This is a genomic window from Kitasatospora sp. NPDC051702 (assembly GCF_040681575.1).
Lineage (GTDB): Bacteria > Actinomycetota > Actinomycetes > Streptomycetales > Streptomycetaceae > Kitasatospora.
This window is the reverse complement of sequence record NZ_JBFAZB010000027.1, coordinates 24,529-47,394: the sequence shown is the minus strand read 5'-3', so window position 1 is coordinate 47,394 and position 22,866 is coordinate 24,529. Positions and strand designations below refer to the sequence as shown.

18 protein-coding genes, 1 tRNA gene and 1 pseudogene are annotated in these 22,866 nt (G+C 73.0%); 6 read left to right on the top strand and 14 right to left on the bottom strand.

Features of this window, described 5'->3' with window-relative positions; genetic code table 11:
• Position 1 precedes the first annotated feature (1 nt).
• Genes AB0N04_RS22410 through AB0N04_RS22400 form a run of 3 tightly spaced genes read right to left on the bottom strand, consistent with a single transcriptional unit; the run spans position 2 to position 2,644 of the window.
• A complete protein-coding gene (locus AB0N04_RS22410) occupies positions 2-997 on the bottom strand; it encodes a nucleotidyltransferase domain-containing protein (protein ID WP_329885680.1) in 996 nt (331 codons plus the stop codon).
• Between the two features lie 34 nt (positions 998-1,031).
• Positions 1,032-1,934 (bottom strand): phosphotransferase, encoded by a 903-nt coding sequence (locus AB0N04_RS22405; RefSeq protein WP_363365119.1) that lies wholly within the window; start codon positions 1,932-1,934, stop codon positions 1,032-1,034.
• Between the two features lie 59 nt (positions 1,935-1,993).
• Complete coding sequence (locus AB0N04_RS22400; protein WP_363365117.1) at positions 1,994-2,644, bottom strand: ATP-binding protein; 651 nt, start codon at positions 2,642-2,644, stop codon at positions 1,994-1,996.
• A gap of 17 nt (positions 2,645-2,661) precedes the next feature.
• Between AB0N04_RS22400 and AB0N04_RS22395 the strand changes: the two genes are divergently transcribed.
• The 4 genes and pseudogenes from AB0N04_RS22395 (at position 2,662) to AB0N04_RS22380 (ending at position 5,415) form a co-directional block, all read left to right on the top strand.
• Positions 2,662-2,808, top strand: a complete 147-nt coding sequence (locus AB0N04_RS22395) for a hypothetical protein (RefSeq protein ID WP_329885683.1) — start codon at positions 2,662-2,664, stop codon at positions 2,806-2,808.
• A gap of 369 nt (positions 2,809-3,177) precedes the next feature.
• Positions 3,178-4,452 (top strand): helix-turn-helix transcriptional regulator, encoded by a 1,275-nt coding sequence (locus AB0N04_RS22390; protein ID WP_363365151.1) that lies wholly within the window; start codon positions 3,178-3,180, stop codon positions 4,450-4,452.
• Positions 4,449-5,000: a flavoprotein gene (locus tag AB0N04_RS22385; protein ID WP_363365115.1), complete on the top strand. Its 552-nt coding sequence runs from the start codon at positions 4,449-4,451 to the stop codon at positions 4,998-5,000. Before AB0N04_RS22390 ends, AB0N04_RS22385 begins: the two co-directional genes overlap by 4 nt.
• 3 nt (positions 5,001-5,003) lie before the next feature.
• Positions 5,004-5,415 (top strand): annotated as a pseudogene (locus AB0N04_RS22380) (NUDIX hydrolase).
• Between the two features lie 69 nt (positions 5,416-5,484).
• Here AB0N04_RS22380 and AB0N04_RS22375 read toward each other — a convergent pair.
• From AB0N04_RS22375 to AB0N04_RS22355, 5 genes are all read right to left on the bottom strand, one after another.
• Entirely contained in the window at positions 5,485-7,209 is a 1,725-nt protein-coding gene (locus AB0N04_RS22375; RefSeq protein ID WP_363365113.1) for a relaxase/mobilization nuclease domain-containing protein, read from the bottom strand.
• Between the two features lie 8 nt (positions 7,210-7,217).
• Positions 7,218-7,952 carry a MobC family plasmid mobilization relaxosome protein gene (locus AB0N04_RS22370; protein WP_363365111.1) on the bottom strand — a complete coding sequence of 245 codons (735 nt, stop codon included), beginning with the start codon at positions 7,950-7,952 and terminating at the stop codon, positions 7,218-7,220.
• A gap of 233 nt (positions 7,953-8,185) precedes the next feature.
• A complete protein-coding gene (locus AB0N04_RS22365) occupies positions 8,186-8,995 on the bottom strand; it encodes a DUF2637 domain-containing protein (protein WP_363365109.1) in 810 nt (269 codons plus the stop codon).
• Positions 8,996-9,474: 479 nt separating this feature from the next.
• Positions 9,475-10,803 (bottom strand): DUF3631 domain-containing protein, encoded by a 1,329-nt coding sequence (locus AB0N04_RS22360; protein ID WP_363365107.1) that lies wholly within the window; start codon positions 10,801-10,803, stop codon positions 9,475-9,477.
• Between the two features lie 303 nt (positions 10,804-11,106).
• Positions 11,107-11,334 carry a hypothetical protein gene (locus AB0N04_RS22355; RefSeq protein WP_363365149.1) on the bottom strand — a complete coding sequence of 76 codons (228 nt, stop codon included), beginning with the start codon at positions 11,332-11,334 and terminating at the stop codon, positions 11,107-11,109.
• A gap of 125 nt (positions 11,335-11,459) precedes the next feature.
• Between AB0N04_RS22355 and AB0N04_RS22350 the strand changes: the two genes are divergently transcribed.
• Both AB0N04_RS22350 and AB0N04_RS22345 read left to right on the top strand, forming a co-directional pair.
• Complete coding sequence (locus tag AB0N04_RS22350) at positions 11,460-12,128, top strand: helix-turn-helix transcriptional regulator (protein WP_363365106.1); 669 nt, start codon at positions 11,460-11,462, stop codon at positions 12,126-12,128.
• Positions 12,125-13,720, top strand: coding sequence for a site-specific integrase (locus tag AB0N04_RS22345; RefSeq protein WP_363365104.1), 1,596 nt, complete (start codon positions 12,125-12,127; stop codon positions 13,718-13,720). Before AB0N04_RS22350 ends, AB0N04_RS22345 begins: the two co-directional genes overlap by 4 nt.
• A 130-nt stretch (positions 13,721-13,850) precedes the next feature.
• Here AB0N04_RS22345 and AB0N04_RS22340 read toward each other — a convergent pair.
• From AB0N04_RS22340 to tmk, 6 genes are all read right to left on the bottom strand, one after another.
• Positions 13,851-13,924: transfer RNA gene (locus AB0N04_RS22340), tRNA-Thr, on the bottom strand.
• A 124-nt stretch (positions 13,925-14,048) separates the two neighbouring features.
• Positions 14,049-14,699 carry a leucine efflux protein LeuE gene (gene leuE, locus AB0N04_RS22335; RefSeq protein WP_360217102.1) on the bottom strand — a complete coding sequence of 217 codons (651 nt, stop codon included), beginning with the start codon at positions 14,697-14,699 and terminating at the stop codon, positions 14,049-14,051.
• A 127-nt stretch (positions 14,700-14,826) separates the two neighbouring features.
• Positions 14,827-16,443 (bottom strand): alpha/beta hydrolase, encoded by a 1,617-nt coding sequence (locus AB0N04_RS22330; RefSeq protein ID WP_360217105.1) that lies wholly within the window; start codon positions 16,441-16,443, stop codon positions 14,827-14,829.
• Positions 16,444-16,574: 131 nt separating this feature from the next.
• Positions 16,575-17,714, bottom strand: coding sequence for a hypothetical protein (locus tag AB0N04_RS22325; protein WP_360217108.1), 1,140 nt, complete (start codon positions 17,712-17,714; stop codon positions 16,575-16,577).
• Between the two features lie 258 nt (positions 17,715-17,972).
• Positions 17,973-19,184, bottom strand: a complete 1,212-nt coding sequence (locus AB0N04_RS22320; RefSeq protein WP_360217111.1) for a DNA polymerase III subunit delta' — start codon at positions 19,182-19,184, stop codon at positions 17,973-17,975.
• A gap of 199 nt (positions 19,185-19,383) precedes the next feature.
• Positions 19,384-22,836, bottom strand: coding sequence for a dTMP kinase (gene tmk, locus AB0N04_RS22315; protein ID WP_360217114.1), 3,453 nt, complete (start codon positions 22,834-22,836; stop codon positions 19,384-19,386).
• Positions 22,837-22,866 lie beyond the last annotated feature (30 nt).

Genomic DNA, 22,866 nt, shown 5'->3' with positions numbered 1-22,866 from the left:
CCTATCCGGCGAGGTTGGCGACGTAGGAGCCGCTGACGGTCCAAGGGGTGAGTTCGATGCCGAAGCCGCTGTGTTCGCCGTCCTGGGTGTGGACGAGCTTGCCGGACAGGTGCACGGTGTCGCCGGACCTGAAGGCGCCGGTGTAGGCGCCGAGGTACGAGCGCATGTGGGTGATCCGGCGGGCGAAGGAGTCAGCCTCGTCGATGGTCGAGCTGAGGATGGTCTTGACCTTGATCCCGTAGACGGCCGGGGTGGTGAGACCCTCGGCGTGGTCGGTGATCTTGGCGAGGAGCGAGATCTCGCCGATCTCCTTGGAGGAGATCCGAGCGAAGGTCTTGTCGCGGTCGGAGCGGATGGGTTCGCAGTTGATGTGCGCGCCGGCGTTGGCGGTGAGTCCTTGGAGCTTGCGGCGTTCCTGCTTGATGAGGGCGTCGAATGAGCTGCCCTCCATGTACTTGGCCCGGCGGATGTACAGCCGGGTGAGGTCGTCTCCGTCGTACGGCCGGATCAGGTCGGTCTGCTGGAAGAGCTCCTGTGCGGCCTGGTAGCCCTCGGGGCCGTAGCAGACGAGGTCGATGTCGGAGCGCTCGTTGAAGCAGCCGACGAGGAAGGAGCCGGTGACGCCGATCAGGCCCTGGGCGTCGTTCGCGGTGATCCACTCGGTGATGGCCAGGAGGTCCTTGCCGGCCGGGTTGTCGGCGACCGCGCCGGGGGCCTCGTGGATGGCTGCGAGGGCCTGGCGGCAGGAGTAGTGGACGGCCACGTCCTCGCGCGGGATGCCGGTGATGACGCAGCCGAGGGTGTCGGAGTAGACGTAGCACTCCGGCCTGCCGGCGAGGATGCCGAAGGACTTCGACACGACGCTGTTCTGCCGGTAGGTCCGGTCGAAGAGCCGCCGGTCGCCCTTCTCGTCAGGGTGGTACTTGACGTAGCCGAGGTAGTGGCTGCCGGGGTGGCTGTCGCCGATGACCTTGAAGACGACTCCGTGGTGGTCCATCAGGTAGTCGCGGTCGCGAACGGTGGGAACCGGCCTACCGGTGTTCAGCGGTGAACCGTTCCAGAGTGGGGAAGGTGCCGGTGTCGATCGTGTTGGACGACTCATACTGATCAAGTCCCATCGTGAAGAGGGTGCGGCGGTACTGCCACTTGATGTGCTTGTCGTGCCGTGTGGGGTCGGTGGGCCGCATGAGGGCGAGGAAGAAGAAGCACTTGACGAGCAGGAAGTCGCCCAGGTGCTCGCTGACCCGCTGCCCGATCAGGGATGCGGTGGTCTCGTCGAGTGCGCCGGTGTAGGCGGTGCGCTGTTCCGGGGTGATGCTGTAGCCCTTGCCTCCGCCCTTGAAGGCCACGATGTCGAGCGCGGGGTAGACGTCGTAGCCGAGCGGGACCGGTCCGTGGTGCTGCCAGTCGATGACACCGGCCTGGAGGACGTTGGGCAGGCCGTAGTCGAGATGTCCGTGCACCATCGGGAGCTGGGCCAGCCGGTCGAGGGCGTGCTTGACCGCTTCGTGGACGCGCGGGGTGTCGAGGTCCGGGTTCTCCTCGAAGACCTCTGCCGCGAAGGCCGCCTTCTCGAACCACGGCGTGGCGGGGAGGGGGTGCCTCGCTTGGGCCTGCAGGAGCTTCGATGCGACGGCCGCCGCCGTGCTGATCACCTGGTAGCTGACCTGACCGTTCTGCCTGGCGTCGGCCAGCGCCTCCTCGTGAAGCGAGCTGTCGCCGATGGCGCGCTCGATGACGAAGTAGCTCTCGTTCTCCGAGCCGCTGTCGACGATCTCCGGCACCGGGTAATTAAGGCCGGCGGCCAGCTGCTGGAACTCGGTCTCAACCCGCAGATCCTCGCCGCCGGTCCGCTTGTAGAGCAGGCCGTCGGTGGACCTCCACACCGCGCCCTGCGTGGCCGTTCTGTCCTTCACAAACTCCCAGTCACTCATCCATCCATCCTTCCGTAGAGCCGAGTTGGGGTGGAGCAGATACGGCTGTGTCGGGCAGGTCACCTGGGGTTGGGCCGGCCGCCCCCGGGGGAAAGGGCGACCGGCCCCGTCACCGCCCGGCCGGTGTGCCTGCATCGGTACGGGCGGAGTCGGTGGGCACGTGGCGAGCGGTGCTGCGAGAACCACCTGTACGCGCGGGCGCTTGGCCAGGCGGGCACGTGGGGACGGGGCCTGGGACGGTCGGTGCGGACGAGGCTCGCGATGAGTGCCGCCCGGCGGGCCGAGCGAGGGTGCTCAGGTACCGCGACAGCGGGCACCGCCAGTTCGGCCCAGACCTTCTTGCCATGGGTCGTCGGTTCCGCGCCCCAGGTCTCCGACAGGCCCTCGATCAGCAGCATGCCTCGACCGGTGGTCAGTTCGTCGTTGCCGAAGTTCGCGGCGCCGGTGGGCATCCGGCGCGACGGGTCGTAGACCTCGATCACCACCCGGTCGCCGTCCGGAGAGAGGTAGATGCCGGCCAGCAGTCTTCCTGGCGCGTGGATGACCGCGTTGGCGAGCAACTCGTCGGCGACCAGCGCGATGTCGCCCAGCGAAGTCGGGTCGATCCCCCACGAGCGCGCGACTCGGACGACGGCTTCCCGGGCCGGCGGGACGTGGTCGCGCTTGGTACCGATGAACGAGATACGCCGAGCGTGAGTGGAGGCGATCACTGATCACCGTCGCAGGCTTGGACCGCGTCGACAACGCTGTTGCACGGCCAGGGGCCGCAGCCGTCGCTGCACCGGCCGTCCTCGAACTGGTGGCGGCCGAGGACCTCTCGGGCGTGGGTGCTGGCGGTGGCGAGGCGCGCGCGACGCTCAGCGGCGTGATCTGAGGGGCTCGCGGTTGCGTTCGACGCCCGGCCGTCTTCCGAAGCGAGAGGAACGGCCACCGCGTCCGCGTCCCGCTGATGCGTGGTAGCGCCTCTCTGGGCATCCGAGCGGAGGGTCATCGGCGCTTCTCCTTAGCCACTGGGTAGAGCCGCGCATGCGAGAGACCGCAGATGGGCCTCGGTCATGCGGGAGCGGGGAACCGCAAGCTGCGAGATGGTCGAGCTGCTGACGACCAGACAACTCCATCTCGATGCACCACGGTTAGGGCAACGGCTCCGCGTGCATGATCCATGCAGATCGTGCATGACGGGTTGTCCTGGTGCGGCTACGCTCGGCTCGCCAGGGCAGGATCAGCATTGGCAGGAGAAGCCATGTCGCGGACGGCCACAGGACACTCCGCTGCGGGTGGGATCGGAGAGGTGATCCGCCGCGCGCGAGTGTTGAGCGGCCGGTCGCAGGCGGACGTGGCCACCGAACTGGGCTACCACCAGTCGAAGATCAGCCGGTTGGAGAGCGGCAAGGGGACGCAGGACATCGACGTCCTGCGCGCTGTCGCAGCCGTGCTCGACATCCCACTGGAAAGCCTCGGCCTGTCCTCCCATACCAGTGCGGACAGCAGGACGGACGACATGCACCGTCGCAACTTCCTGGCCGCGAGCGTCGCCGCGCTCGCGACCCCGACGCCCCGTCCCCGCGTGGGGATAGAGCTGGTCCAGGCGCTGCTGCCTGGACCTGTTCCAGCCGATCACGCGCCACAACCCCAGGCCGCACTCGCGGCCCGGCTCTCCCAGGCTCGGAGGCTGTTCTACACCTGCCGGTACGCCGAACTCGAAGGCGCTCTGCCCTCGCTGATCGCCGACCTTCGCCAGGCCCAGGATGCCTCCCGCGGCGACGATCAAGTCCTGTCCGGCCTCCTCGCCACGGCGTACCAGACCGCGGTCAGCCTGCTGCTCAAGCTCGGCGACCACGGCAACGCCTGGCTGGCGGTCGGCCGTGCCATGGCCGAGGCCGAACGGAGCGCCGACCCCGTCGTGATGGCCTCCAGCGTCCGCGTCCAGGCGCACGTCCTCGCGCGCGACCGGCACACCGCGCCCGCCGTCACCCTCATCCGGCACACCGCCGACCAGCTCTCCGGCAGCTACGACCGGCGCCCACCCGAGTACCTCGCCGCGCTGGGGCTCATGCTCCTTCGCGGGGTGACGGCCGCAAGCGCCGGCGGCGACCGCGCCACGACCGCTGAGTTCCTCGCCGAGGCCCAGGAGGTCGCGCGCTACGTCGACCTCGACAGCCCCGAAGCGTGGGCGAACTTTAGTCCGACCAACGTCGCACTTCACTCGGTGAGCGCCTCGGTCGTCCTGGGCGACGCCGGAGCGGCGCTGGACGCCGCCCGGCCGCTGATGCGCAGGCGCATCCCGGTCCCCGAGCGCCGAGCGGCACTGTGGGTTGAGGCTGCACGGGCCTACAGCCAGCAGGGCAGACTGGCCGAGGGATACAAAGCGCTCAGGATCGCGGAGAGCTGTGCCTCGGAGGACATCCGCCGACGGCCCAGCGTGCTGGAGCTGGCCGGTGACATGGCCGCTCGCGACCGGCGCGGCGCCGTCCCGGAGCTTCGCCGTTTCTGCCAGGAGTTGGGAGTCCAGGTTTGACCGAGCACCGCGAGCCGTTCCTCTACGTCGTCGTCTGCGCGTCGGGCATCGCCGACGGAGTGGGCGAACTGATCACCGCTGCCCATTCCGAGGGCTGGGGAGTCGGCGTGATCGCGACCCCGAGCGGGCTCGGATTCATAGACCAGGAAGCCATTGAAGCCCAAACCGGCTACCCGATCCGCTCCGCCTGGCGCACCCCCAGCATCCCCCAACCGCTGCCTCCGGCCGACGCCATCGCGGTCGCCCCGGCCACGTTCAACACCATCAACAAGTGGGCCGCCGGCATCTCCGACACCCTCGCCCTCGGCATCCTCTGCGAGGCGTACGGCCTCGGTATCCCCGTGGCCGTCCAGCCCTACGTCAACTCCGCCCAGGCTGCCCACCCCGCGTACGGGGAGAGCCTGGCCCGGCTCCGGTCGATGGGCGTCCTGATCGGTGACTACGTCCCCCACAAGCCCAAGGCCGGCGGGGGTCGCGACAAGTACAACTGGACCCACGTCCTCGACCTTCTCCGCCCCGCGGCGGCCTCAGCGACGGAGAGGGATTAGCCGATGCACCCGGCTTCAGACGGACGGCCAGGTATCGCTGCCGCGATCGTGATCCGAGAGAGTCGGGTGCTGATGGTCCGGCGCCGAGTCAGCGAGGGCCAGCTCTCCTGGCAGTTCCCGGCAGGCAAGATCGAGCCCGGCGAGTCTCCCGAGCAAGCGGCTGTTCGCGAGACCGCGGAGGAGACGGGGGCTGAACGTGGCCGCCATCAAGGTCCTCGGCGAGCGCGTCCACCCGGAGACTGGCCGATGGATGTCGTACATGGTCTGCGAGATCGTCAGCGGCACCGCTGCCGTCGGTGACCCACGAGAACTGGACGCACTGGCGTGGGTGGCGCTTGCAGAGATCCCCGAATACGTCCCATACGGGATCTTCGAGCCAGTGCAGGCATACCTGGATATCGCGCTCAAGGGCTGAGTGAACAGCTGTGGGCGACCACCAACTGGTGGCCGCCCACAGCGGCAGCAGAATTCCGGTCGCTGGTGGTCAGCGGTGTCGGGATTGGGTGACGGGGCGCTGCAGGGCAGTCGTGGCGGAGGACGGGTTGGTCGTGGGGTGGCGGACGGTCGGGGCGGCAGACGAGCGCAGGAGTGCCGCCTCGACGGTGCGGTTGGGTGCGGGGTTGTAGCTGGTGTGCTGGATGCGAGCGATGAGGACCTTGGCGGGCAGGTGGGCGCTGCCGAGTTCGCGGCGGGCGGCGGCCTCGGTGAGGAGTTGGTGGGGTATGTAGCCGCCGGCCTCGGCGTCGGCGAGCACGGTGGCGAGGGCGGGCCAGTTGGGGTCGGCGAGGATCCGCGTCGCGTGGTCGGGAATGGCGGCGCGGACGTCGCTGGCGAGGGTGTTGCGGGTCTGCTCCTTGGGCTGGCGCTGGGCGAGGAAGGCGAGCTGGTCGGCGGCGGCCTGGTCGTAGGCGGCCTGAAGGTGCTGGACGGTTCGGCGCGCGGCTTCGGCCTGCTGGGCATGACCCTTGGCGGTGTGCCAGCGCTGGGAGAGGATCGTGGCCCAGACGAGGGCTGCGACGAAGACGGCGAGGGTGCTGCCGTCCTTTCCGCTGCCGGCGTGCACAAGATCGCGGGCCGCCTGTCGCAGACCGGCTGCCGCCGTGTGGTCTGCACGAATCTGGGAGCGCTGGGCGCGGGCGAAGGTCTTTGCTGCTACTCGGAGTTCGGCGCGCAGGTCCTGGGGTGCGGTCTGGGCGGTGGCCTCGATCAGTTCACCGAGGGCGGTGATGTGCGCCTGCGCACGCGCGTCACCACTGTCGCCGGCGGTGTCGTGGTCGGTGGTGAAGGTGTCGAGGGCGTTGGTGGCGTGCTGCCAGCGGGTGGCGGGCTTGTTACGGCGGGCGGTGGGGTGCTCCTCCGGCTTGCCGGCCGCAAGGAGCGCCTGGAGCTTGGGCAGGGACAGGTCGGGGGCGATCTTCCCGCCGGGGATGTAGTTCGGCTGCCCGTTGGCCTTCAGGTCGCCGGGGCGGGCGACGGAGTAGCCCTGAAGGTTGCCGGACGGGAAGCGGCGGATCTTGACCTCGACGCCATCGGCCTGGAGGTAGGCGAGAAGTTCCTCCGCGTTGCTCGCGTGGGGGATGGCGGCGCGGATGCGGTCCTGGAGCCACTCGCGGCTGGTCTGTTCCCAGCCGAGGCGCTTGGCTTTGTGCATCTCGGCCTGGGTGGGGCGGCGTTCGGCGGTCCGGTCGCCGGTGCCGAGCTGGCGCAGGCCGTAGTCCTTCTCGATCTCGCGGCACTCGGCGCCGACACGCTGGCCGCTGTTGTGGAGCTTGGGGCGGCGGCCGTCCTCGCGGACGGTGGTGGCAAGGATGTGGATGTGATCGTCCGCGTGGCGCACAGCGATCCAGCGGCAGGCGAGGTCGTCGTCCTTGGGGGCGATGCCGGCGGCCTGGACGATGCGTTCGGCGATCTCGGACCACTCGGCGTCGGAGAGGTAGCGGTCCTCGGGTGCGGCGCGTACGGGGCAGTGCCAGACGTGGTCGGTGAGCTTCTTGCCGGGCTCGCTGTTGCGCAGGCGGACGGGCTCGTCGAGGTAGCGGGCGAGCTCGGTGAGGGTGGCGTTCTCGTCGCGGCCGGGGTCGGGCATGGCGAGCATGGCGAAGCCGGCGACGATGTGCGGGTCGTGGTGCTCATCGTGGCGGCCGGGTCCGTAGAGGTAGGCGAGCAGGCCGCGGGTGTTGGAGCCGGGGTTCTTGATGGGGGCGATCACGGCGGTGTTCAGCCTTCCTGGTTGGCGGGCTGGCGAAGGGCCTCGGCGATCTCGGTGAGCAGGCAGTGGAGTTCGTCGAGGGTGCGGCGGATGTCGACCGGGGGCTCGTATCCGCCGTTGAGGGCTCGGGCGATCTGGTTGACGTTGCTGGCGATACCGCTGATCTGGCGCAGGACGCGGGCGCGGAACTCGTGGATGAGTCGGCGTTCTTCCGCCAGGGGCAGGTCGATGAAGAACCGGCCGGCTATGAAGGCAAGGACGACGTCGGCGGCGAACCCGGACAGGCCGCGGTAGCCGTTGGCGGCGGCAGCCGCACGCAGCCGAGGCTCGTCCTCGGGTTCGAACCGCAGAGGGCCGACGCGCTCTTCGCGCTTGGTGCCGGTGTAGCGGCGGTTCTTCGGCGCGGCATCATCGGCGGTGCTGTGGTCGGAGGACTCGTTGTCGGTCTCGGTCGGGCGGACGTCGGCGAGGATCTGCTGCTGAACGGCAAGGAGCTTGTCCGGGTCGGGGCCGCCCTCGGCCCCGACCTCCTGGCCCGGCGCGCCCTCGCGCTGGGCCGTCTCCGCCACCCCTGGGGCGGAGATCCCGCGAGTCCGGCCACGAGTCGGACACGCGGTACTACTGGCTCCGCCAGGGGCACGGCTGCCGAACGCCCGCTGCCAAAGACCCTTCACGGTATGGGACTTCTTCCTCTCCTTCGCGCTCTCGCCGGTGGTGCCGTGGGGGTGCTGGGTGTCGGTCACGGAACTGATCTCCTGTCGCGGGGTCGTCGAGGTGCTGTGGTGCGAGCGGGATGCGAACGCGGTGCACGAACCGGCTCGGGCGGCGAGCGGTTCGGCGGAAGAGTGATCCGATCCTTTGGCGGATCTTGCTGACCACGAGGTGGACATCCGCCAGACCACTTGGCGGTGAAGGGGCCGCCCGCCAGGCGCCGTGCGGGTCATTGGCGGGCGGCCACCCATGGAGCGGTGGCATGTCAGGCGGGCACCGGGTGCTCACGCGCCTGCTCAGGCTCGCGGTCGGCGTTCTCGGGCTGAGGGTCGGCCTGCTCATCCCGCAGGAGCGTCATCAGCTCCGTCCGGCGCTTGCTGCTGATCGGAATCCCGGCGTTGCTGAGAGCCTTCTCGACCACGGCGACGCTGACGCCGTGCTCTGTCACGACCGGCCGCATCATCTCCACGAGCTGGTCCATGGTCTTCGCCGGTGGGCGTCCGGTGCACTTGCGAGGCGCGGCTGGTTCTTCGGCCGGGTCGTCCCTGCGCTCTGTGACCGGCGTGGGGCTGGACGGGCTGTCCTGCTCCACCTTTGGTATGGGCGGGGCTGCCGGGATGGGCACGGGGTTTTCGCGGAGCGGGAGTTCGTCCTTGGCGGGCTTCGGGTCGGTGGCGGTCGCGGTCGCGCTGGTGTTGTGGGCGAGGAGGGTGCCACCGAAGAAGGCGAGAGCGGGCCATCCGGCGACCAGGATCCGCAGCCAGGCGGGGACGTGGGCGAGGTCGAGGAGTCCAGCGGTGGCGACGTTGGCGCCGAGGGAGGCGGTCAGGGCGATGGCGAACCACGTCCAGGCGGTGCCGGCAGGGCGGCCGGTGGTGCGCAGGGTCCGCATGCGGTGCCAGGCGGCGACGAGCAGCAGGTCGACCGAGACGGGGTAGGCCCAGGCTTTCCAGCCGTGCTGTCCGGCGGCTTCGGCGATGTCGTGGAGGTGGGCGAAAGACAGGGCGCCCGCGATGGCGGCCTGTACGAGGACGGCGTCCGGGCGGGGCAGACGCGGTGAGGTGGTGGCGGTCATGCGGAAGGTGGTCCTCGCGGGTCGGGCGGTGGTGGTTTGTGGGATTGCCGTCTCTGCCGTCTTGCCGTCTTGGTGCTGCAGGACGGTCTCTGGGCCGGGGCGGGCTCGGCCGCCCGGGTGGTGCCGTGGACACGGCGCAGTTCGGGTTCGGGCCGGTGCGGTATCCGTCTTGGGGCTCGTATCCGTCCCGGAGTCAGGGCCTTTGAGCTGCGGTTTTACGGCAGAGACGGCTGGGACGGCACAAGACGGATGTGTTTCCCGTCCCGGGCGGGCCCGCCGCTCGCGCCGAGGTTCGGGCGGCGGCGGGCCGGTGGCGGCGTGGGACGGTTGCCGTCCCACGCGCCGTCTTGCAGGCGGGGTGGTGCCGTCCCCGGTGTAGGAGCGTTTCCGTCTTGGGAGACCGTTCCGTCCCGGCGGCAGGTGCTGTGACCTGTGCTGTTACGGCAGGGACGGCAGGGACGGCAGTTCGGGGAGGCTGGTCAGCCTCTGCTGCTCGTGCCCGTGCCCTCGTCCGTAGCCGTGGGGGTGACGGGGTGGACGGTGGGGCAGTAACGGCGCCAGGCGTCGAGGAACTTGTGGCGCGCGTAGCCCTTGCGCTGGGTTCCGTCGCCGAGGCGCACGTTGCCGGAGGTGATGCCGAACTCGCGGAGCATCGCGCCGAGTGCGCGCGGAGTCAGCCCGCCCCGGGCCGACTCCGCCCACGGCGCCTCCTCGTTGCCGTTGAGCGCGAACAGCAGCTGGCCGGTGGTCATGCTGTCCGGCTCCGGCTCGCTGGCGGCGTGGAAGATCCGGCGGATGTCGGCGAGGATCCGTGCGCCGCCGGGGTTGTCCTCCTCCGTCTGGACCTCGGCGTCGACCATGCGATTGCACGCCTGGCGGGCACGGCGGGGCCAGGGGCCTCCGGCGAGGTCGGCGATGATCACCAGGGGCTCCCAGGTGTCAGCCGCGCGGTCCTCGACCGGCATGGCGGGCTCCAGGCGCAGGGCTTGGTCGGCGAGCGGTGCCGTCCAGCGGGCGATCTTGTCGCGGATCGCGTGCAGGGCGGGGCAGTCGCGCTTGGTGCGGTACGGGGAGACGCGCTCGCCCTCGGCGCGGCGGCGCATGCGGATCACGATGGAGCGGTCCATGATCGTGTCGGGGAGGTCGCCGATGCCGGCGATGGCCGCCATGGCGAAGGTGTGGAACCTGCCCGGGGCGTGCTCCTTGCCGACCACCCGCAGCACGTAGCGGTCGCGCTGGTGCCCGGCGTTGAGCAGGCCGCGCATCTCCTCGTTCTTCTCGGCCATCTTCGGGCTGCCGAAGATCGTGTCCGCCTCGTCCACCAGCAGGGTGGGCGGCTCCTCGCTGATCGAGCGGAAGATGGCGGCCGGAGACGAGTTCACCGTCGCCACGGGATTGTGCACCGTCTCGGTGAGGACGTCGAGCAGGCGGGACTTGCCGCAGCGCTTGGCCGGGCCGACCACGGCCAGGCGCGGGGCGTGCTGCCACGAGCCCTGCAGGTGGGTCGCGGCGACCCACAACGTGGTGGCGTCCAGGGCCTGGTCGGAGGGAAGGATCACGAACTTCGCGATCTGGGCCCTCAGCTGCGCGAGCAGGTCGGCGCCCTCGGTCGCCTCGGTGTCGGGCATCAGGTCGGTCCCGTCCGGGACGGCGGGGTCGGCAGGCGCCGCCTCGGCGTCGCGTCCACAGGCTGTGGACGCGAGGGCCTGCTGGGCGGGCAGGTAGGTGCCGGGCTCGCCGGCCTTGGCGACCGGCGGCCAACTCACGGTGGGAGCTGCCGGATCGAGCTGGTGGGACGTAGACTCCATGCTGAAGCTCCAGACTGGGGCGCGGGACCTGTTCCGTCGCGCGCCGCCGATGAAGGTCGTGGGTAAGGACTTCGCCTGGCCCTCGGTGTTCGCAGCACCGGGGGCCTTCGTGCGTCCTGGGGCGGTCGGGCCGGGGATCCTGGCCCTCTCAACTCACAGGGACTGCTTGCACCTTGGCGGTGGTCCCTCGGCGGCCGAGGCCGCCGAGGGACCACGAACGTACGGTCATGCCGCTGGAAGATCCACTCCAATCGGGCAAGTACGCCCACGGCAGACAGGCTTGTGGATCGGGCTCTCACCACGTCAAGCTGCATCAGCCGCCGAACCTTCGCCGAGCGCCGCGTCGATGCCGAGCAGGCGCAGAAGGTCCGCTGTGATCACGCGATACTTCTTGCCCAGTCGCAGAACCCGGCAGGGGTAGGCACCGAGGCGGGCCAGCTCGTAGCCCTTGCTCCGCCCGAGGCCGATGGCCCGGTTTGCGGTGTCGAGGTCGATGGCCGCCGGCAGCCTGAGAAGTTCGGCCCGAACCATCCCCTGCGCCGTCGCGGATATGTCACCAGTTCGCACATGAACTCCAAGTCCGAGCTTCCCCCGGACGGGGGGCTGCGGCGGAGTGCCGCAACGGAGAAGAGCTTTCCAGTGGCTACTGTGTCGATATGACACAACGCCGCGAGGAACACTGGTCCACCGACGACGAAGACGCGCCCGACTGGCCCGAACGGATCACCAAGGACGTGATCCGAGCAATCACCCGAAGGAGGCAAGACCTTGGACTGTCCGCGCAGGATGTGGCCGACGAAACAGGGGCCCTGGGCTACGAAGTCCCCCGGAACGTCATCGCCAACTGGGAGTCCGGTAGGCGCAAGACGATCACGATTCCCGAGCTGATCGTCGTGGCCGAGGCCCTGGACATCGCACCGGTCGAGCTGCTCTTCTCCCCAGCCCTCGGCGGCCGGGTCGACTACCTGCCAGAGATGCCCAGCGACCGCTGGTCGGCGCTCACCCACTTCACCGGCGAGGCCCGCCACTCGCTCGGGATGTACCGACTCCGCCTCTACCGGGAGCACGAACGGATCTGGCAGGAGCTCCAGGAGGAACACCACGCCGCGTTCCAGCTGGAATTCAAATTGTTCCGGGAGGAATGGCCTCCCGACTCGCAGGACAAACTCGACGCTTTCGTCGCAGCCATCCGTGAGCGGCTTCAACCCGCCAGGGCACACCTGCGCGAGATCGGCCTGGAAGTCCCGCACCTCGCACCGAGTCTCGGCTTTCTCGACGCCGAACTCCCCCCGCTGAAGACCGATACCGATCTGGAGGACGAATGAAGGGTTCCACCTACCACCGCTGCTACTGCCGCGACGCCGAGACCGGAAAGCCGCTCGGCAAGGCGTGCCCGAAGCTCGGCAGCCGAAAGCACGGCGCCTACTCCATACGCCAGGAGCTGCCCAACTCCGAGGACGGCACTCGCCGTTCGTTCAACCGCGCCGGCTACGAGACGCTGAAGGAGGCCCAGGCTGACCTCGACCACGTTCGCGGCCTGCTCGCCCTCGGCAAGGAGGATCCGGACGACCTGGCCCTGGTCGCCGAGCTGCTGGTGAAGGTCGCGGACGAGAAGGCCCAGCTGCCCGACATCGAGGAGACCCGCAACCGCCTGAAGGCCGGTCAGGACCTCTCCGCCCGCGTCACTGTCGGCGAGTGGCTGGACACCTGGCTGGCCGGCAAGAAGATCCGCAAGTCCGGCATCACCCGCTACGAGTGTGACGTCCGGGTCCACCTCAAGCCCCGCATCGGGCACATCCGCGTCGACCGGCTGCGGGTGAGCACGCTCGCCGAGATGTTCACGGCCATCGCCGACGCCAACGAGGAGATCCTGGAGAACAACGCCCTGCGGCACGCGCTGAAGGCCGAGCTCGCCACCGTGCCGATCAAGGGCTTGGAGAACCGTGCCCGCCGCAAGGCTCTGCGCGCGGAGCTTGCCGAGATGCCACCGTTTCGGCGCACGACCGGCGCGGCCACCCGCCAGCGCATCCGGGCCACGCTCCGGACCGCCCTGAACGCCGCGATCCCCGAGGGCCTGATCACCCTGAACCCGGCCGCCCACGTCAAGCTCGACCCGGCCACCAAGCCGAAGGGTCTGGTGTGGACACCCGAGCGGGTCGCGCAGTGGCGGGAGACCGGCGTGAAGCCCTCCCCCGTGATGGTCTGGACGCCGCAACAGACTGGCGCGTTCCTCGATTTCGTCGCTGACGACCGCCTGTACGCGATGTGGCACGTGATCGCCTTCCGCGGTCTTCGCCGAGGCGAGGCGTGCGGGCAGCTGTGGTCCGAGACCAACCTCGACGACAGCTCGCTGACCGTGACGACCCAGCTCGTGCAGGACGGCTGGGAGGTCGAGGAGTCCGACCCCAAGACCGACGGGAGCTTCCGGACCGTGGCGCTGGACGACGACACGGTGGCCGTCCTGCGGCGCCACCGCGAGCGGCAGCGGAAGGAGCGGAGCGACTGGGGGCCTGCCTGGAAGAACACTGGCCGGGTCTTCACCAACGAGGACGGGTCCTGGCTCCACCCCGGCAAGGTCACCGAAATGTTCGCGCGACTGATCGCCGCATCCGGGCTGCCGCCGATCCGCCTGCACGACCTCCGCCATGGCGCGGCCACGCTCGCCCTCGCCGGCGGGGTCGACATGAAGGTGGTGTCCGAGATGCTCGGCCACTCCTCCATCAAGATCACGTCGGACACCTACACCAGCGTCCTGCCCGAGATCGCCAAGGGCGCGGCCGAGGCCGCCGCGAAGCTCGTCCCCCTCCAGCGGAAGACCGAAGCCGAGGCTCATGCCAAGGCCGCAGCCGAAGCGGAGAAGGCGAAGCGGAAGGCCGCGAAGAAGGCGAAGTCGAAGGACAAGAAGACCAAGGGCTAATCCAAGATCAACACCGCCGCTCACGCATCGCTCACGCAAGCGATCTTGTGGCGCTTCGCTGACGGCTGCTCACACGCCAAGGAATGGCAAAAGGCCCAGGTCATGGGCTATATGACCTGGGCCTTCACTGAGCCGCCTTCGGGATTCGAACCCGAGACCTACGCATTACGAGTGCGTTGCTCTGGCCAACTGAGCTAAGGCGGCACCGATGCCGCGTGCGGCGGCAACGCGGGCCAGTCTACACAGGTTCGCGGGTGATCCGTAACGGGACGGTCCGGCGGCCGACCGGGCGGCCGCCGGGCACCCGGGCCGGGCCGGGCCGGGCCGGTCAGGCGGAGGAGACGGCGAGCTTGGCGGCGAAGCCGGCGAACAGGACGGCGACGCCGCTGGTGAGGGTGGCGGACAGCCTCCGGCGGCGGCGGAAGGCGGTGGCCAGGGTGGTGCCCGCGAAGATCAGCAGCGAGAGGTAGAGCATGCTGAACGTCTGCAGGATCCCGCCGAGCAGGGCGAAGGAGAGCACCGGCCGGCCGTAGCCCGGGTCGACGAACTGGGTGAAGAAGGAGAGCAGGAAGAGGATCGCCTTCGGGTTCAGCAGGCTGATCACCAGGGCTCGGCGGAACGGCCGCTCGACGGCCTCGGGAGCCGCCTGCGCCTCCGGGTCGGCGACGGCCCGGCGCTCGCGCCAGAGCTGGCGGGCGGCCCGCAGCATGCCGAAGCCGATCCAGAGCAGGTAGGCGGCGCCGCCGAACTTGACCACCGCGAAGACGGCCGGGTTGGCCTTCAGGAGGGAGGTGGCGCCCAGCGAGGTGAGGCTGATCAGCGTGAAGTCGCCGACGAAGACGCCGGCGGCGGCCCGGTAGCCGGTCCGGACGCCCTTGCGGGCGGCGACGGACAGCACGTACAGGGAGTTGGGTCCGGGGAGCAGGATGATGACGAGGGCGCCGAGGACGTAGGTCGCCAGGTCGTTGACTCCGAGCACGGTGCGCTCCGGTGGGGACGGGGGCAGGGGGGCGCTCATCGTAACGTCGCACCGGTGATCGATTGAAGCTGCAACCATCCGGCCCCGCGGCCGCACCCGCGGCACCGCCCCGCGCCCGGGGCGCGCGCTAGCGGCCGCAGCGCTTCCCCTGCTCAGGGGCCTCGCCGGTGAGCAGGAAACGGTTGACCGCCCCGTCCACGCAGGCGTCGTGCCGCCCGTACGCGGTGTGCCCGTCCCCGTCGTAGGTGAGCAGCCGCCCCGACTCCAGCTGCCCGGCCAGCGACTGCGCCCACGCGTACGGCGTGGCCGGGTCCCGGGTGGTGCCGACGACCACGATCGGGGCGGCCCCGGCGGCCCGGATGGTGTGCGCCGCACCGGTCGCCCGGACCGGCCAGTAGGCGCAGGTCAGCGCCATCCACGCCATGTCGCGGCCGAAGTGCGGCGAGGCCCGCTCGAAGTCCGGCACCGCGCGCAGCACGTCCCCCGGCCCGGCGAACGGGGCGGGCAGGTCCAGGCAGTTCACCGCCGTGTTGGCGAACATCAGGTTGGGGTACGAGCCGTCCGCCTCCCGCCCGTAGTACGCGTCGGACAGGCGCAGCAGGGCGGTGCCGTCGCCGGCCCTGGCGTCGCCGAGCGCGGCGCGCAGCTTGGGCCAGAGGTAGTCGGCGTACATGGCCTCGATGACGCCGGTGGTCGCCTGCGCGCCGGTGAGCCGGCGGCCGTTGTCCGCGCTCGGCAGCGGCTGCGCCCGGACGGTCGCGAACAGGGCGGTGAGCTGCTCGCCGACCTGCTGTTCGGTGCGGCCGAGCGGGCAGTCCTCCCGCCGGGCGCAGTCCCTGGCGAAGGCCGCCCAGGCGGTCTCGAAGCCGCCCGCCTGGGTGCGGTTGCCGGTGACCGAGTCGAGCGCCGGGTCCATCGCGCCGTCCAGCACCAGCCGCCCGACCCGGCCGGGGAAGAGCCCCGCGTAGGTGGCGCCGAGGAAGGTGCCGTAGGACTTGCCGACGTAGTTCAGCCGCTCGTCGCCGAGCAGGGCCCGCAGCACGTCCATGTCGCGGGCCGCCTCGACGGTGCTCAGGTGGCCGAGCGCGGAGCCGACCCGCTGCCGGCAGCCCTCGGCGAACTCCTTGTCCGCGGCGACCAGCGCGTCGATCCCGCCCTGGTCGCCCGGGGTGAGGCCGACGGCCGTGAAGGCGTCCATCCGTTCCCCGCTCAGGCAGGTGACCGGGTTGCTCCGGCCGACCCCGCGCGGGTCGAGGCCGACCAGGTCGTACCGGGCGCGCACGCCGCCGTCGTACGTCCGGGCCACCGCCTCCACGTACTCGACCGCCGACCCGCCGGGCCCGCCCGGGTTCAGCAGCAGCGAGCCGAGCCGGCCCTCCCGGCCGGCCCCCTCGGGAGCCGCCGGGGCCCGGACGGCCGCCAGGGTGAGGTCGCCGTCGCCCGGCCGGTCGTAGTCCAGCGGCACCCGGAAGGTGGTGCACTCGAACCCGCCGTCGCAGGGCTGCCAGCCCGGCCGCTGCGCGTAGTAGGGCGCGAGCGCGGCCGGCACCGCCGCGGGCAGCGGCTCCAGCGGCGTGGCCCCGGCCGCCGCGGAGGCCGCCCCCGCACCGGCCGCGTCCGTGGCGGCCGCCCCGGCGGGGCCGGACGGCCCGGCCCCCGACCCCCCGGGCGCGCCCGCGCCGCAGCCGCCCGTCAGCAGCCCGGCGGCGAGCGCCGCGGCCAGTACCCGCCCGGTGGCCCTCATCCGGTTCCTCTCCAGCGCTCGGTCCGACGAAGACGAAGAAGTCCGCCGGGGCGCCCGGTCGGGCCCGGCGGAAAAGCAGCCGCCCGGTACCCGCTCCGGGTACCGGGCAGCGTAGCCCGCTCGCGCGGCCGTCAGGACGCCTTGGCCAGCGCCTCGGCCAGGAACTGCGCCGCCTGCCGGACCAGCCGCAGCCGCTCCCGGTCGGGGGTGTAGTCCTGCACGTTGTCCGAGATCCGCACGTCGGCCTTGGCTGCCGCACCGGCGCCGCCCTTCAGCCCGGCCTGGAGCTTGCGGGCCGCGTCCAGCCCGGCGGCGTCCCCCTTGGCCGCGGCCAGCAGCAGCTTCGCAGCGCTGCCGGCCGGGGCCTCGGCACCGGTCTGGGCCAGCGCGGCGGTGTCGTACCGGCCGGAGACCGCGGCGGCCGCGCCGTACAGGTCGGGGCGGGCCAGCCCGGCGGCGGCCGCGCAGGGCGCGCCGCCCTCGACGCCGAGGGTCCCCCAGGAGGCCGGGCCGGGCGGCAGGGTCCGGAAGGAGGCCGCGACGGTGGTGCGCAGCGCCGCGTCGTCGGCGACGGCGGCCGGGGCCGCCGCGACCAGCTCGCAGGGGTGCGCGGTGCCGTTCGGCGCCTCGGGGGCGACCAGGATGAACGGGCGGGCCCGGCCGACCTGCAGCGCCGAGGCGATCCCGTCGAAGACGTCCGGGACCTCGGCGTCGGCGGTCCTGCTCGGCGCGGCCGCCTGCATCACCACCACCGGGAAGCGGGCGTTCGGCTCCTTGGCGTACTGCGGCGGCAACCAGACCCGCACGTTGCGCGGGCGCCCGTCCGGGCCGAGCACCGCGGACTGCAGCAGCTCCCCGCCGCCGGGGCGACCGACGCTGTCGAACCTGCTGGCGACGACGGGCGGTGCGGCGGGCGTCGAGGCCGCGGCCGGTTCGGCGGCGGCCGGCGGCGCCGCCTGCTGCCGCGCCGCGGCGACCGCGCTCGGCACCGTCTCGGCCGCGTCGACGGCCGACTCCGCCCGGTCCGTCGGCCGGTCGCCGTGGCCGAAGCCACCGAAGGCCCCGAGTGCGGTGAGCAGCGTCAGCGCGGTGACGCAGACCCCGCAGACCATCGCCCCGGCCGCCCGCAGCAGCATCGGCCAGCGGTCCCCGGCCAGCTCGTAGGTCTCGGCGGCCCGCAGGTCCCGCCAGCGCTGGAGCGCGCCGCGGGCCAGCCAGATCCCGCCCAGCGCGGCCGCCAGCAGGGGGATGACGAGGAGCGGACGAACCATGGGACGCACCACCTCGGGAGGAGGGCCGGGGCCGGGCGCGGCCCGGCTCCGTCGGGAGACGACGGCCCCGGCACCGGGGCGCAGTCGGCCCCCAGCGTGCACAACGGGCGGGCGGTCACACGCGGGTGTGCCCGGCGCGTGGCGCTCGTTCACTCGAAGGTGGGACAGCTGGCCAGCGCCGGGAGGCCTAGGGTCGGCCCTCCGCGGGGTGCGCCGACGGGCGGGTGCACCGACGGGCGGGTGCACCGACGGGCGGGGTCAGCCGGCGCGCAGCGCCACCGTCATCGCCTCGACGGCGAGCAGCGGGTCGACGTTGCGGTCCAACGCGCGGCGGCAGGCCAGCACGGCCTCGATCCGGCGCAGCGTGCCCTCCGGCGGGCCGGCCTGGGCGACCCGGTTCAGTGCCTGCCGCTGGTCCTCGTTGGCGAGCGCGCCGGTGGAGCCGAGCTGGATCGCGAGCACGTCCCGGTAGAAGCCGAGCAGGTCGAGCAGCGCGACGCCGAGGGTCTCCCGGCGGGTCCGGGTGGCCCGGCTCTTCTGCCGCTTCTCCAGCTCCTTGACCGCCCCGGCCATGCCGCGCGGCGCCTTGCTGCCCTCGGCGGCGCCGTAGGCGGCCTTCAGGTCGTCGGTCTCCCTGGCGTCCTGGGTCTCGGCGAGCGCCTCGGCGTCGGCCTTGGCGGTGTCGACCAGGCGCTGGGCGGCGGCCAGGCAGCCGCCGATGTCGCCGACCTCCAGCGGGATCCGCAGCACCTCGGTGCGCCGGCTGCGGGCCTGGTCGTCGACGGCCAGCCGGCGCGCCCGCTCGACGTCGCCCTGCCCGGCCAGCGCCGCCAGCCGGGCCGTCTCGGGCTCGACCCCGTCCCGGCGGACCAGCATGTCGGCGACCGCCTCGGCGGCCGGGGTGCGCAGCACGAGCAGGCGGCAGCGCGAGCGGATCGTCGGCAGCACGTCCTGGACGGAGGGGGCGCAGAGCAGCCAGACGGTCCGCGGCGAGGGCTCCTCGACGCCCTTGAGCAGGGCGTTCGCGGCGGCCTCGGTGAGCCGGTGGGCGGCGTCGACGAGGATCACCGACCAGCGTCCGCCGGTCGGGTAGCTGGAGGCGCGCAGGACCAGCTCGCGCATGTCCCCGACGCCGATGGACAGACCGTCGGTCCGGACGTACTTGACGTCGGCGTGGCTGCCGGCCAGCACGGTGTGGCAGCCGTCGCAGAACCCGCAGCCGGGCGTGCCGCCGAGCGCGAGGTCCGGGCTGGTGCACTGGAGGGCGGCGGCGAACGAGCGCGCGGCGGTGACCTGACCGGCTCCGGGCGGGCCGGTGAACAGCCAGGCGTGCGTCATCAGGGAGGCGTTCCCGCCCGGCTCCGGGGCCGCACCGCGACCGGCCGCGACGGTCGCCCCGGCCGCCCGGGCCGCGGCGGTGAGCTGCTCGACCACCCGCTCCTGGCCCACCAGGTCGTCCCAGACGGCCACTGCTGCTCCCAAGCTCCGTACGGCGGCGCTCCCGGCGCCCCTTCCCCGCCGTCGAGCATACGGGTCCGCTGCGACACCCCCGGCGCCGTCGCCCCGAGCCGGCCCGACCCGGCCCGTCCGGGCCAGAACGGCGACGGGCGGCGCCGCCCGGGGTGGGGAACCCCGGCGGCGCCGCCCGTCGTCCGCGTCCGCTCCGGGGTCAGCCCCGGCGGCCCCAGCGGCGGCCCTTGCCCTTGCCGCCGTCCCCATCCCCGTCCGTTCCGCCGTCCCCGGCGCGGCCGGCGCCCGGGTCCTGCGGGGGCCGGGCGCCGCGCTGCTCCCAGTCCGCCCACTCGTCTCGCGAGCCGAGCAGGGTGTCGGTGAGGCTCGGCAGGTCGTCCATCGGCGTCTCCTCGGCCCACTCGGGCCGTGGCCGCTCGGCGGTGGCCTGCGGGTCCGCGTCGACCGCGGGCAGCTCACGGGTGCCGTCCGCCGGCTCCGCGCGCCACAGCCCCGGCGGCACCCGGTCCCCGGTCCGGTCCGCCCCGGCGCCGCCCGGCTGCGGCCGGACGGGCTCGGCCCCGGCCCGCTCCGCACGGCCGGACTCCGCACGGCCCGGCTGCGCACGCTCCGGCTGCGGGCGGTCCGGCTCGACGCGCGGCAACAGCGCCGTCCGCTCGGCGTCCGCGGGGACCTTCGGCAGCAGCGCCGTCCGCTCGGTCTCCGCCGAGACCTTCGGCAGCACCGCGGTCTCGTCCACGGCCGCCGGCGGGACCGCCGGCAGCGGCGCGGTCGTCTCGACGGCCTCCGGCGCCCCGGCGCCCGCCCGGTGGTCCGGCAGCGCCAGCTCCCGGGTCGCGTCGTCGGTGGGCCGGTCCTCCCGGACGGCCCGCAGCTCGGTGGTCACGGCGTCCCCGGGCGTGGCGGCCCCGGGCGCACCCGCCCCGGGCGTGCCGGCCGCCCGCTCCGCCGCCGTCTTGGCCGCGGCGGCCGCGGCGGCGAGCGCGGCGGCCTGCGCCAGCCGGGCCTCCTCGGCCCGCTGCAGCGCCTCCTCGGCGCGGCGGCGCTGCTCCTCCCGGGCCAGCTCGCGCTGCCGCTGGAGCTCGGCCTGGGCGGCCGCCTCGTCGGCGAGCCGCTTGCGCTCGGCGGCCTCCGCGGCCAGCCGGGCCTCCTCGGCGCGGCGGCGCTGCTCCTCCTGCTCGGCCCTGAGCCGGGCCTCCTCCTCCGCCCGGCGGCGCGCCTCCTCCTCGGCCTTGCGGCGGGCCTCGGCGGCGACCCGCTCGGCCTCCTCCTTCGCGAGCCGCTCCTTCTCCGCCTGCTCGGCGCGCAGCTGCTCCAGCAGCTCCTGGCGCTTGCGCTCGGCGGCCTCCGCCTCGGCCTTCCTGCGGGCCTCCTCGGCGGCGCGGCGCTCGGCCTCCTCACGGGCGAGCCGCTCCTGCTCGGCGCGGGCGGCCTTCTCCTGCTCGGAGAGGGGCAGCTCGCGGTCGAGCCGGTGCCGGATCGCGGTGGTGACGGAGCCGGGGGCCTGGCTGCCGTCGACGACCAGGTAGCGCGCCGGGTCGGCGGCCGCGAGGGCGAGGAAGCCGGCCCGGACCCGCTGGTGGAACTCGGTCGGCTCGGACTCCAGCCGGTCGAGCGCCTCGGTGAACCGCTCGCGGGCCTTGGTCGGGTCGACGTCCAGCACGACGGTCAGGTCGGGCAGCAGCCCGCCGGTCGCCCAGCGCGAGATCCGGGAGACCTCGGTGGCGGCCAGGTCGCGCCCGGCGCCCTGGTAGGCGATCGAGGAGTCCATGTACCGGTCGGTGATCACCACGGCGCCCCGGGCGAGGGCCGGCCGGATGACGTTCTCGACGTGCTCGGCGCGGTCGGCGGCGTAGATCAGCGCCTCGGCGCGGTGCGACAGGCCGGTGTTGCCGACGTCCAGGACGAGGCCGCGCAGCCGCTGGCCGACCGGGCTGCCGCCGGGCTCGCGGGTGAGCACGACCTCGTGCCCCTTGCCGCGGATCCACTCGGCGAGCGCCTGCGCCTGGGTGGACTTGCCGGCCCCGTCGCCGCCCTCCAGGGCGATGAAGAAGCCGGTGCCGGCGCCCCGGTGCGGGGTCGGCCCGCCGGCGCCGCGCACCGCGTCCAGCAGGTCCCGGCCGAACGGCGTGGTGCCGCGCCGGTCGTCGGTCCGCAGCAGCACGACGGCGGCCAGCACGAGCGTGAGCAGCCCCGAGGTGGCGACGGCGAGCGCCGCGCCGCCGTGGATGAAGGTGAACGAGCCGGGCTCGACCGTGCCGTACTCGACGTCCCCGTAGGCCGCGGCGATCAGCGGGACGACCACCAGCGCGGCGCCGACCACGACCCGCAGCACCGCGTACAGGTGCTCGGTGACCTTCGGCAGCCGGGCCTCCTCGACCTCCTGGGCGAGCAGGGTGCGGCCGGTGGAGACGATGATCCCGGCGGTCAGGCCGGCCAGCACGGTGAGCCCCAGGACCAGCACGAAGTCCAGCACCAGCCCGGCGAGGATCAGCGCCACGCCCTCGGTGAGCAGCGCCAGCGCGAGCAGCCGGCGGCGGGAGAGCGCGGGCAGCGTGGCCCGGGTCAGCCGGGCGCCGAGCGCGGGCGCCGCGGTGGCGGCCAGCACCAGCAGCCCGTACCCGATCGGCCCGGCGCGGTGCTCGGCGGCGGTGAGCAGGGCCAGCGCGGCGACGCCGGCCATCGAGGCGAAGCCGGCCGCGACGGCGAAGGTGAAGTACGGGGCGCTGCCGGTGCGGCCCTTGCCCAGCGCGGGCCCGGGCGTGGCGTCGGTCGGGGCGCGCAGCCCCTGCAGCGGCGAGTGCGGCGCGGCGGTCACCGGGCCGACGGGCAGCTGCTGGAGGTGGTCGCGGACGGCCGCGGCGGCGAACAGGCCGGCCGCGCCGAGCGCGGCGAAGGTGACCTGGTGGGCGCGGAGCCAGTCCGAGCCGAGCGCCGCGCCGATGTTGTTCAGGAGGGTGAGGGCGACCAGGCCGGCGGCCGCGAGCGGCGCGGTGGCCCAGCCGGTGAAGCGGTCGATGCTCCGGACGGTGTCCAGGTTGACGGCGGCCGGCCGCTGCTCGGCGGCGGGCGCGTAGGGGTCGGCGGGCGGCAGCAGGCCCGGGACGGCGACGTCCCTGGCGATCGCCCGGACCCGCTCGGCACCGCCGGTGAGGAACACCGTGGCGAGCAGCACGTAGGTGGCGGCGGCGGAGGGCCGCGCACCGGAGGACAGCCAGACCGTCCACCAGGGCGCGAGGCCGATCAGCAGGGCGCACAGCGCGTCGGCGCCGAGCAGCGTCCAGCGCCGGTCCAGCTTCCCGGCGACCAGCCGGTGCACCGGGCCGAGCAGCGCCACCCCGACCAGCCCGGCGGCCAGCAGCCGCACGGCGAGGACGGCGGTCACGGCGAAGGCGAGGCTGCGCGGCAGGTCGCCGAACTGGCCGCCGAGGGCGGCGGAGACCACGGTGAGCACGAGCAGCACCAGCAGCCCGAGCCGGTCGCCGGTGCCGCCGATCAGCTGGGTGGTCCACAGGCGCCGGTAGGGACGTGTCCGCAGCAGCGCCCGGGCCCGGTCGACCGGGGTACCGGCGGGCGCGACCCCGGGCAGGTCCGGCGCCGCGGCTCTGGCGGCCGGGGCGGCGCTGGGGGTGGGCTGCTCCTCGCTCGTCATACGGTCAGCGTAGCGGGCGGGGCTTGACCG

Coding starts and splice junctions, on each gene's coding strand:
- AB0N04_RS22410 (WP_329885680.1), bottom strand. CDS start 997: ATGGACCACCACGGAGTCGTCTTCAAGGTCATCGGCGACAGCCACCCC.
- AB0N04_RS22405 (WP_363365119.1), bottom strand. CDS start 1,934: ATGAGTGACTGGGAGTTTGTGAAGGACAGAACGGCCACGCAGGGCGCG.
- AB0N04_RS22390 (WP_363365151.1), top strand. CDS start 3,178: ATGTCGCGGACGGCCACAGGACACTCCGCTGCGGGTGGGATCGGAGAG.
- AB0N04_RS22365 (WP_363365109.1), bottom strand. CDS start 8,995: ATGACCGCCACCACCTCACCGCGTCTGCCCCGCCCGGACGCCGTCCTC.
- AB0N04_RS22360 (WP_363365107.1), bottom strand. CDS start 10,803: ATGGAGTCTACGTCCCACCAGCTCGATCCGGCAGCTCCCACCGTGAGT.
- AB0N04_RS22355 (WP_363365149.1), bottom strand. CDS start 11,334: ATGGTTCGGGCCGAACTTCTCAGGCTGCCGGCGGCCATCGACCTCGAC.
- AB0N04_RS22350 (WP_363365106.1), top strand. CDS start 11,460: ATGACACAACGCCGCGAGGAACACTGGTCCACCGACGACGAAGACGCG.
- AB0N04_RS22345 (WP_363365104.1), top strand. CDS start 12,125: ATGAAGGGTTCCACCTACCACCGCTGCTACTGCCGCGACGCCGAGACC.
- AB0N04_RS22330 (WP_360217105.1), bottom strand. CDS start 16,443: ATGAGGGCCACCGGGCGGGTACTGGCCGCGGCGCTCGCCGCCGGGCTG.
- AB0N04_RS22325 (WP_360217108.1), bottom strand. CDS start 17,714: ATGGTTCGTCCGCTCCTCGTCATCCCCCTGCTGGCGGCCGCGCTGGGC.
- tmk (WP_360217114.1), bottom strand. CDS start 22,836: ATGACGAGCGAGGAGCAGCCCACCCCCAGCGCCGCCCCGGCCGCCAGA.